This window comes from Leeuwenhoekiella marinoflava DSM 3653, from assembly GCF_900129005.1.
GTDB lineage: Bacteria > Bacteroidota > Bacteroidia > Flavobacteriales > Flavobacteriaceae > Leeuwenhoekiella > Leeuwenhoekiella marinoflava.
Genome location: NZ_FQUN01000005.1, coordinates 304,736 through 315,229 on the forward strand (window position 1 = coordinate 304,736; position 10,494 = coordinate 315,229).

A 10,494-nucleotide genomic window follows, 5' to 3' on the forward strand; every position below is an offset into this window, starting at 1 on the left:
CTTCAAATTAATTTACAATTATTTCCAACTCAGCCATTTTTGAGGCACCAAGCTCCTCGCTCCTTTTCATAGGGCTAGAACCGCCGATATATATCTTAAAGGTTCCTGACTCCGTAATCCGGGTACCCTCTTCTGTTACAAGTTCAAAATCCTGAGGCTTAACCTTTAAATCTAAGGTTTTTGATTTTCCGGGAGCTAAGGTGATTCTTTTTGTAGTTATCAGTTGAAAGTTAGGTACTCTTACCGAAGCTTCAAGATCTGAGATATACATTTGAACAACCTCATCTGCCTTTACACTGCCGGTATTGGTCACAGTAACTTCTATTGAGGCATTATCACCCTTAGCTATTGTGGTTGCATTTGCTTTTGCTTCACTATAGGTAAACGTAGAATAACTCAAACCAAAACCAAAGGGATACATGGGGTCTGCATTCATGTATTTATACGTGCGTCCCACCATCGAATAGTCTTCGTAGGGCGGTAACTGCTCTAATGACTTAGGAAATGTTATAGGCAATCTGCCGGATGGAGAGACCTCCCCAAAAAGTATATCTGCAACAGCGGTTCCTCCCTCTTCGCCCGGGTACCATACAAATAAAACAGCATCTGCTAATTCCTGCACGCGGGTTAAGTCCACCGGGCTACCCCCGGTTACCACAGCGACTATAGGTTTTTTATCTTCAGCGTCCTCGTCGGCAGCTTTACGCAAGTCTTCAAGATACTTTATTTGATTAGCGGGTAAGCCGTAATCCAATCTGTCACCGGCGGTGTCAGAATCTATTGAATCACCCTCCTCTCCCTGTAAGGTGCTGGACAGGCCTAAAACTACAATGGTTACATCGCTATTGCCCGCGTTTCCTGTCGCATAGTTAATAGGATTCAGGGATTTTTGATTGAGCATAGCTCCCAATCGGTACTGCAGCTGACTTGAATTATCAATGGAGGCGCTAATTCCCTCTAAAATAGTTACCAGATTAGAGTTTACCCCATAATAATTCCCTAAGAGGATTTCAATGCTTGTGGCATTGGGGCCAGTTACAAAATATTTTGAAAGATTTTTCTTTAAAGGTAATATCCCATTATTCTTTAAGAGTACAATACTTTTATGCGCAGCCTCCTTAGCTAATGCTCTGTGTTTTTTACTGTTTACAATACGCATGGACAGGGTGTCATACGGGTTATTACCCCTGGGATCAAACAGTCCAAGTTTAAAACGCGTTTTCAACAATACAACAAGTTGCTGCTCAATTTCCTTTTCGGTAATGAGTCCTTTCGCTACCGCTTCCTCTAAGGCTTCATAAGAATCCCCGCAGTTTAAACTAACCCCTCTTTTAACAGCAAGTGCAGCAGCTTCGGCCTGAGAGCTTGCAGCCCCATGCCCTCCTTTACCTTTAGGCACGTATAAATCAAGAATTGCCCAGCAATCACTTAAGACGTGCCCTTTAAAGTTCCATTTATTACGCAGTACATCTGTTATTAAATATTCATTTATACAGCAGGGTTCACCATTAGTGCTATTGTAAGCACACATTACCGCTTCAACCTTATGATCTACTAAAACTTCAAAAGCCGGAAGGTAGGTTTCCCATAGATCTTTCTGACTTACTTCTGCATTAAACTCGTGTCTGACCTGTTCCGGACCACTGTGCACGGCAAAATGTTTTGCACAGGCTGCCGTTTTTAAATAGGCGTCATTGTCCCCTTGCAAGCCTTTTACAAAGGAAGTTCCCAGAATTGATGTCAAATAAGGGTCTTCCCCATAAGTTTCCTGCCCTCTGCCCCATCTGGGATCTCTAAATATATTAATATTTGGAGTCCAGAAGGTCAATCCATTATACCTGTTGTAATAGCCTTTTTCACTCGTAGCATTATACAATGCACGAGCTTCGCTTGATATGGCTTCAGCTACCCTGTAAGCAAGATCAGTGTCAAAAGTGGCACCTATACCTATTGCCTGAGGGAATACCGTTGCTGCCGAAGCACGGCCAACACCATGTAAGGCCTCATTCCAATAATCATAAGCTGGTATTTTTAAACGTTCGACCCCAGGTGTATTGTTCATCATCTGTTTAATCTTTTCTTCTAAAGACAGTCGGGAAATCAAATCATTAATACGCTTATCTGTAGACAATTGCATGTCTCTAAAAGGCAGAATACCATCTGCCTGTTGCTCTGTATTTTTTGAAGTTGTAGTTTTTGCTTCTTGTTTGCTTTCACAAGAGAATATTGAAATCACAAGGAAAGCAAGAATTATAATTCTAAACGATATAAAATTCATCTGTACTGGATTGATGGTTTAAAAAATTTAAGTTGTTGAGATTTTTAGTTCAAAACAAAGTGAACAAACTTATTTTAACCGCAATTAAATATAGAATGGATAAGCTTTAATGGACTTAGAATTCTACCTTATTTAAAGTAAGACCTCCATTAAAAAAATAAAAACTATCCAAGAATAATCGCAATTAAACTTGGACAGTAATTAATACTCACTCAAACAATTTTTAATATCCCGGATTCTGGAAAGCTGCTTTTTCAGCATCTGTAGCTTCCATGGCATCTAGTTGACCCTGTGGTATAGGACGTAAATAGTGAAAGGGTTCAATTGTGCGGGTAAAGGTTTGCGGGGTATGATCGCCATAACCTGAACCTGCTATTTTGTAACTGCCTGCAAACTGTTCCCATTTCTGAGTGCGTACAAGATCGTACCAGCGATACCCCTCACCAAAGTACTCTCTGGATCGTTCTTCTAGAATATAATCTATGGTTATTTCTGCCGGTGTCTGATCTACCAGCAAATCACTATTATCTTCTAAGCGTTCTTCTTGCTCCCCATTATCAAAACGCCATCTTCCTGCACGAGCCCGAATCACATTTATTAATTCTCTTGAAGTTTTGCCTGCCTGAGGTGACGCTCCTTTTACTGCTGCTTCCGCTGCAATAAAATAAAATTCAGAAAACTTGGCTATAGGATAGGGCCGTGTTAAACCTGCATTTGGTGACCCCAGACCTCCATCATTATCGGTACGATAGGTGCCCAGTTTCCACAATCCCGGATACACCACTCTGCTAATACCTCCCGGATTAATCACAAAGTCTGACCTGCCCGATAAGACACCTGCTCCCACTCCTGCCCCATCTCCGGAGTTATAATCCACCGCCGGATTATCTTCATCTAAGAAGGTAAGTACCGCATCTCCTGGGGCGATAGGAAGCCCATTAGCATTGGGATAGGTAGGAGTCGTATCTCCCGCTTTATCCCAATTGCCCCTATAACTTGTTACAAAGGTTCCGTCGTAGCGGGAGTCTAAATCCTTCTCTTCAAAGGTTTCTTCAAAAACATTTACAGGAGGAGCCATTCGCGTCCAGGGACGTCCATAACTTTGTGCGGCTTCACGCTGTACCGTTGACGCTCCTGAGCTTCGTATAGCCGTATAATTCCAGGTTGCCATCCATACAGAGGCATTATCTTCGGCCCCTGATATACCAAAGCCTAAATCAGCACCATTATAAATAGCACTTTCTTCAGTATGATCAGCATATAAGAGCATTTCTGAATGCCTGTCATTAGGTGCCCAGTGTACGTCATAAAAATAGTCAAGTAAAGAATAAGGCCCAGGATTATCAATTGCGGTTGTAGCTACATTATACGCCTCCTGAAAATACCAGGAAACATCTCTCCCATCAGGATCGGTTCTTGGAGCTTCCGGATAGGTCGGAATATTGTTTGGATTCTGCAACCACCAGGCATACGTCAGGTATGCTTTTGACAAATATAAGCGTGCCGTATTTTTAGTTACTGTTCCGGTTAATCTTGGGTTTTCCGGTAAATTATTTACAGCGGTTATTAAATCTGGAAATATTGCTTTGGTATAGACTTCCGGAACGGTATTACGCACAGAACCACGATTTGTCGAGGTATTGAATTGTAGTTCCCCGGCTCCCAGATCTAAAGGAACTCCTCCATAGGTCTGAACTAATAGAAAATAGTCAAAAGCTCTGAAAAATCGAGCCTCAGCAATCAGCGCATCAGAGATCCCTACCGCTTCAGCATTTTCAATAATACCACTTGCAGTATTTATAGCTCCAAAGCAACTGTTCCAGGGCCCTGCCGGGGGCGCACTTGTAGATATAATAGAGCCAACTCCAGACAAATCCATGTCCTTAAAGTTTCCATCTGCACTCTGCGCCCAGGTATACTCATCGGTTCCGGTTTCTGTAGAATTGTAATAGTTCCACGCTCCGTATAAAAACCTCAAATGGGTATAAAGTGCTGTTATTCCTCCTTCTACCCCAGTCTCCGATTGAAAAAAGTCTGGAGTAAATACACTTCTCGGTTGCTCTTCAAGTATATCTTCTGAGCACGAAGTAACTATCAAACCTATAGCGAAAAATGCTATAACGGCCATTTTAAGTTGTAGTCTTTTCATAATAATTTTTTAAAATTTTAAATTCACTCCGAGGATAAAGTTTCGTGTAGTTGGCACGTTAGCTCCGATGGTCGCTATCCCTCTTGAAATCACACCATTTGTACCGGTAGCTGAGTTTTGAGCGTTACCATTTGCATCTGTTCCAGAATTCGTTTCAGGATCCATACCTGATTCTCTGTGAAAGGGAGAAAACAATACAAAGGGATTTTGCACAGTGGCATACAATCGTAAATTTTGAATCCCAATGTTATCCGTTAAATTACGCTCAAAATTATATCCTAAGGTCAGGGCACGTACTTTTAAATAAGAACCGTCAAAATATCCCATTGTTGATCCATACTTAGGACCATCACCAGTCTGGATACCTCCCGGAGCCGGATATTTTGCACCAGTATTGGTAGGGGTCCAGTAATCTACATCCACATTATTTCTTCTTCCGGTAAGTAAATTGAGATAACCTGCTGAAGAGTATAAGGTACTTACCACAGTACCGCCACTTTGGAATACCCCTACCATATTTAAGTCAAAATTCCTGTATGCCAGACGTGTATTAAATCCTCCCTGAAAGTCAGGTGTAGGATCAATAATTTGCCGGTCATCTGCATTAATTTGTCGTGTAGGTGAACCGTCTTCATTGAAATCGCCGGTATATTCTACCTTTATCATTCCTGCATTCCCCCCGGGCTCTAAAGTCTGTAAATATTGAAAATCCGGATCACTTTCATTCCAAAGACCAATTTTCTTATAATCATAGATTACATTGATTGGCGAACCTACGAACCACAATTGTCCCACATTTTGCTCTTCACCACTAGCTAGGGATGTAATTTCATTTCTATTGGTATACAGGTTTACACCAAAATCCCAGGTAAAACCATCAGGGTTGTCCAGTATTGTTGCATTAAGTGCTACTTCTACCCCTTTATTGCTGGTCGCTCCAATATTACCTACAAATGAACCTACTCCAGAACTTGAGGGCAAGCCTACACGGTACAGAATATCATTTGTTTCTGTGGTATAATATTCTACGGTTCCTGATAGACGATTGTCAAAAAGGGCGAAATCGATACCGTAGTTATAGGTTTCTGAAAATTCCCAGCCTAAGGATGCGTTAGGCAACTCATTAACAAAGTAACCTGTGGCGAAGGTGCTTCCAAAATTATAATTGCGTATTCCAAGATTCCCAAGGGTCGCATAATTACTTACGGCCTGATTAGAGGTTTCCCCATAACCCGCGCGCAGCTTAAGCAGATTTACCCAACTTACATTTTCCATAAAAGCCTCGTTGGCCACATTCCAACCTACAGATACTGCCGGGTAAGTAACCCATTTATTTCCTGGCGCCAACCGGGAGGAGGCATCAGAGCGTACGGTAGCTGTTAGAAGATAACGATTATCATATTGATAAATCCCGCGACCCATTATAGAAAGCAAACTGTTTTCTCCGTAAAACCCGCCATAACCGGTAACATCCTCAAGAAGAGCAGAGCCTAAATTATAGAACAAGAATTCTTCATTCGGAAGAAAACGTGCACTTAAATTGGTTCCATCAGTTTGTGTATTCTGAGAAGAAAATAACCCTACCAGGTTTACCTTATGCTTACTGGCAAAAGTTTTATCGTAGGTCAGTAAATTTTCAATAACATAATCGGTAGTAAGACTACTGCTTACTCCACCCCCGTTAGGTGCCTGAGGATTTATATTAGCTACTCCCTCTCCTGTAAAATTACCATCGCGACTCAAACGCAAGTTTAGTCCCACATTAATACGGTATTTTAAACCTTCAATACCCGGTATATTTACTTCACCATAAATATTGTTGTAAGTACCGTAGTCCTTCTGCAAATTGACTCTGCCTTCTCCAATTGCATTTAAAGTTCCTCTTGTAGTCACCCAAAAATCGTCTAAAGGCATGCTTACCACTCTTTTTAAAGATCCATCCTCATTATATGGATTTAAAATAGGTGTTGCACTTAAATTACCATATAAACCTGCTCCAGCGGCATTAGTAAGATTGTAATTCATAATTGAATTTAAACCAAAACGAAATGCTCCAATTTGCTGATCAACCTGAGCGCGCAGTGAATATCTTTGAAAATCCTCTACCGGCAATACAGAAGTCTCTTTAAAATAGCCAATTCCAATACTATAACTACCATTTTCATTCCCTCCTGATACGCTCATATCGTGATTGGTTTGAATACCGGTACCGTAAATTAAATCTTGCCAATCGGTATTTACCGAAGGATCTTCATCAACGCCGGTCTCATAGATCGGGTTTCCATTATTAAATAATGCAGTTGCCTGTCTCAAGTCGTTAAACTGCTGAGAATTCATCATTGGGAATTTGGCAAAAACATCTTTTACAGCGTAATACGTATTATAACTAAACGTCGCTTTCTGCCCTTTCTTTCCCGTTTTAGTAGTGATTAAAATAACTCCATTTGCGCCTCGAGAACCATAAATAGCCGTAGCAGAGGCATCTTTTAAAATATCAAGACTTTCAATATCATTGATACTAATATCATTAAGTCCCCCGGCAAAAGGAATACCATTTAAAACAATTAATGGATCATTACCTCCTGAAAGCGATCTAACCCCTCGAATTCTAATAGCTGTATTATTAGCTCCTGGACGGGTGCTGGTGGTTGATATATTTACACCAGGTGCTCTCCCCTGTAATGCCTGTTGAAAGTTAGCCGCCTGAACCTCTTCAAGGTCTCCCCCATCTAAAGAAACAACAGATCCTGTTACTGATTCTTTATTTTGAGTACCATAACCTATCACTACTACTTCGCTTAAGGATTGGAGATCATTTTCTAAAGATGCATTGATTTGTGTTTGGTTATTTACCGCAATTTCTTTTGACTGATAACCAACAAAACTAAAAATTAATATTCCGTTGGGGTCCACATCAGACAGTGTGTAGTTTCCATCAAAATCAGTGACAGTACCATTATTAGTACCTTTAAGAATGACATTGGCTCCTGGAATAGGACCATTTCCATCATTTACATTACCTGAGACGCTAATCTGGGCATGCAATCCTGAACAAAAGAATACCGTGCAGAAAAGCAATCCCAGTCGCTTGACATTCCTTCTCTGAGAAAGTAAAAAGTTCTCCATAAAATTTAATTTAGAAATTAATTAATCTTAAAATATAGTTAGTAACACGTTTAAATCTCTTGCTATCGTAATGCCTAATCGAATAAAATGAAATCTTTAATCAGAACACTCAATCGATTTCGTAGCTATTAAATATTTTATTAGAAAAACAACACAACCGATTGTGTAATACAAATAATAAATTCCTCATTCTATAAATTTAAGCGACTTCGAGTCTCAAAAGATCTCAACATAGCCAAATTTACTTACTTCTAGTCAAATATACTATAACAAATGATGCAATCTGATCTAATATCAATTTAATAAGAAAAAAAATTGATTTTTTTTTAAATAAACATCTAAACAAGTGTTTTAAAAAACTGATTGTCATATATTTAATAACCATATTTGAAATTTACTAAAAAATAAACAAGGCCTTCTATTCTCTATGTCACTGATAAATTTCAAACAAAAAGACTGTGTAGTTGATGATTTTTAACACAATTTGTCTCAATTTTTATATTGTGAAATTTTAATTTTCGAAGTCTAATTATTGAAAGAATTGAACCTGTTTAAAAATTTTCTGATGTTAGAGATGATTAGCCACATTAACTACTAAAAAAACTGATAGAGAAAAATTTTGAATTTATTTCTAACACATTTCCAAATAGTATCTAAAGCGGTAACAATTCGAACAACATTTGCAGGGGTTAATTTTAGAAAGTCAACAGCCAATCTATTCTAAATTTTAAGTCCTTTTTATTAACACTGTAACTGTTAGGGGTATTATCAATCTATTTTATCATTGATTATTTTAAGCTTTATTACACCAGATTTAGTATCCATATCACGCATTGTCTTACGATTTATTTTCGTGTCATTCCCCATAAAATTCAGGGGTTACTTTTCGAAAGTAGTAAATACTTCCACTAAACCGGACAACATATCTTTATCACTGTTATAGTTGATACTCAGCTGAAGTTATTGATTTTCAGTGATTATTTAAGAAGCTGCAACCGCTGATTCACAAGATCCAGATACAGGGTTACAAGTGCCATATCAGGTTCTTTTCTGGTAGGGATCACGCTTAGGACTTTTACTTTTTTTCCCGTTTATTAAATCCTGTCCACGATCAACGGTAATAAAAGGATGCTCAAAAAGCTCAGAAAAAGCAAAATCGAGTCCGCGCTTGGATAATATTATAAAATCATCACTAGAAAATTTAACCTCTTTTTCTTTGGTGCATTGCATTGATGCTTGGTTGACATATTTATAAAAAGACCGTCAAGATCAAATTCCAAATCAACAGAGAACCCATTATTTGCATCCGTTCTGTATTTAATAACCAGCAGATCTTTATCAATTTATGTTTATAGTTTGAGCTTTTGTATTGAGCCCTATGAAAAGACATATGAAGAGTGTAATTTTCCCATTGGAGTAAATGTTTTCAAAAATTTTGCGATGTTAGGGTTAAAGATAATTTTAAATCTAAATCATTAGTATCCAGCGGATTTATTTTATTTGGTATACTGTATATCAAAGCGGCCTTCTTAGAGTCCTTTTTTGTTGCAAGTCCACAAAGCTTCATTCTATTAGGGCTAGCCCCAATAGAATGAAAAACAATAAAAAAAAGCAACTAATAAATTTCGTAAATTTGCTTAAAAGATCACAAATGGATATTCAAGCAACAAAATTGGAACTATTGAAGCTCATATTAGAAAATGATAATTCTGATTTTATCCAACGTGTCTCAGATTTTGTAAAAAATGAAAAAATAGATTTTTGGGATGAATTGAGTTTGTCTGAACAAAAAGAGATAAAAAAAGGGATAAAAGATTTAGATAACGGAAAACGGATTTCTTACGAATCTTTTTTAGAGAAAATATCTTAACAGATGAATGTTTTTTTATCTGAGCTTGCTGAAGCTAAACTCTTGAAGCTATCAGAGTATTTAGTTGAAAATTAGGGCTTAAAAAGTAGAGATAAATTCATTTTAAAACTTACCGAAAAAATTAAGCAAATAGCTATTCATCCGGATAGTTGTCCTAAATCATCAGAATTTAAAAACCTATATAAATGTGTCGTAACCAAACAGACTACATTTTATTATAGAATCAAATTGAATACTAGAGAAATTGAAATAATTACAATTTTTGACACAAGACAAAATCCTGAAGACTTAAAAAAGGATATTAAATAGAAAGCTTGGGGTTCTACTTTGAATTGTGTTGATGCCAAACTGCAAATCATTGGATTTGTAGATAGATAATTAATACAATTAAACTATTTAAAGTGTAAATTTTAATGACGCCAGCATCTGGGAAGGACGTAAACGACAACTACTTATTATGTTATAATATTGATTATTATTGACGTTAATATATTGATCGGTATCTAGAATATTTCGCCAACTAATGTTCAAATCTATTTTTGGTTTTTTAAAAATAAATTGATAACTCAGGTTCATAAAATAATTATTATCATTATCAGGTAACGAATTACCATAATATTCACCACTTACACTTAAATATTGATTATCCTTTGGATAAAAATAAAAATCGATGGTATGTTGCTGCGTTTCAATTTGTTGAAAATCGCTTTCTCCAAATCCAGAAGTATAGGTTGCATAAATACCAGAATATTCCGTAATTAACCAGCTGGATAAGGCTTTTAATACCATAGCCAACACCATAACACTTAACTACAGATCCATTCTCAATTACTTTATCAATCAATAGAAGTACAAACGCTTCAGCAGAATCCTTTAATGCCAAAGTAAAGGCTTTTAGATCACAATTTAGAGGAGTGAGGAATACCGAATACTTCTTATTCGCTTGATTAAATTATATTCTTAAAATCGTAAAAACCCAGATTTTGGACTTGATCCGTGAAAAATGTTGAATTCTTCTTATATAGATTAACCACAATTTTTGCTTAAACACAACAATTAGACTTGATCCCA

The 10,494-nt window shown here is 37.5% G+C and carries 7 protein-coding genes; 2 read left to right on the forward strand and 5 right to left on the reverse strand.

Annotated elements, in window-relative coordinates; genetic code table 11:
• Positions 1-7: 7 nt before the first annotated feature.
• The 4 genes from BUB91_RS04865 to BUB91_RS04880 form a co-directional block, all read right to left on the reverse strand.
• Positions 8-2,278 carry a glycoside hydrolase family 3 C-terminal domain-containing protein gene (locus tag BUB91_RS04865; protein WP_083557836.1) on the reverse strand — a complete coding sequence of 757 codons (2,271 nt, stop codon included), beginning with the start codon at positions 2,276-2,278 and terminating at the stop codon, positions 8-10.
• Positions 2,279-2,501: 223 nt separating this feature from the next.
• The gene (locus BUB91_RS04870) at positions 2,502-4,427 is read right to left on the reverse strand and encodes a RagB/SusD family nutrient uptake outer membrane protein (RefSeq protein ID WP_073097692.1); all 1,926 of its coding nucleotides are present in this window, start codon (positions 4,425-4,427) and stop codon (positions 2,502-2,504) included.
• A gap of 9 nt (positions 4,428-4,436) precedes the next feature.
• Positions 4,437-7,553, reverse strand: a complete 3,117-nt coding sequence (locus BUB91_RS04875) for a SusC/RagA family TonB-linked outer membrane protein (protein WP_073097698.1) — start codon at positions 7,551-7,553, stop codon at positions 4,437-4,439.
• 1,038 nt (positions 7,554-8,591) lie between these two features.
• Positions 8,592-8,783: a hypothetical protein gene (locus BUB91_RS04880; RefSeq protein ID WP_073097703.1), complete on the reverse strand. Its 192-nt coding sequence runs from the start codon at positions 8,781-8,783 to the stop codon at positions 8,592-8,594.
• Positions 8,784-9,204: 421 nt separating this feature from the next.
• Between BUB91_RS04880 and BUB91_RS04885 the strand changes: the two genes are divergently transcribed.
• Positions 9,205-9,423, forward strand: a complete 219-nt coding sequence (locus tag BUB91_RS04885) for a hypothetical protein (RefSeq protein ID WP_073097707.1) — start codon at positions 9,205-9,207, stop codon at positions 9,421-9,423.
• A 396-nt stretch (positions 9,424-9,819) separates the two neighbouring features.
• On the opposite strand, the gene BUB91_RS04895 is transcribed toward BUB91_RS04885, so the two are convergent.
• Positions 9,820-10,218: a hypothetical protein gene (locus tag BUB91_RS04895; RefSeq protein ID WP_175551000.1), complete on the reverse strand. Its 399-nt coding sequence runs from the start codon at positions 10,216-10,218 to the stop codon at positions 9,820-9,822.
• A gap of 44 nt (positions 10,219-10,262) precedes the next feature.
• Between BUB91_RS04895 and BUB91_RS21230 the strand changes: the two genes are divergently transcribed.
• Positions 10,263-10,370: a transposase gene (locus BUB91_RS21230; protein ID WP_241652674.1), complete on the forward strand. Its 108-nt coding sequence runs from the start codon at positions 10,263-10,265 to the stop codon at positions 10,368-10,370.
• Positions 10,371-10,494: the final 124 nt, after the last annotated feature.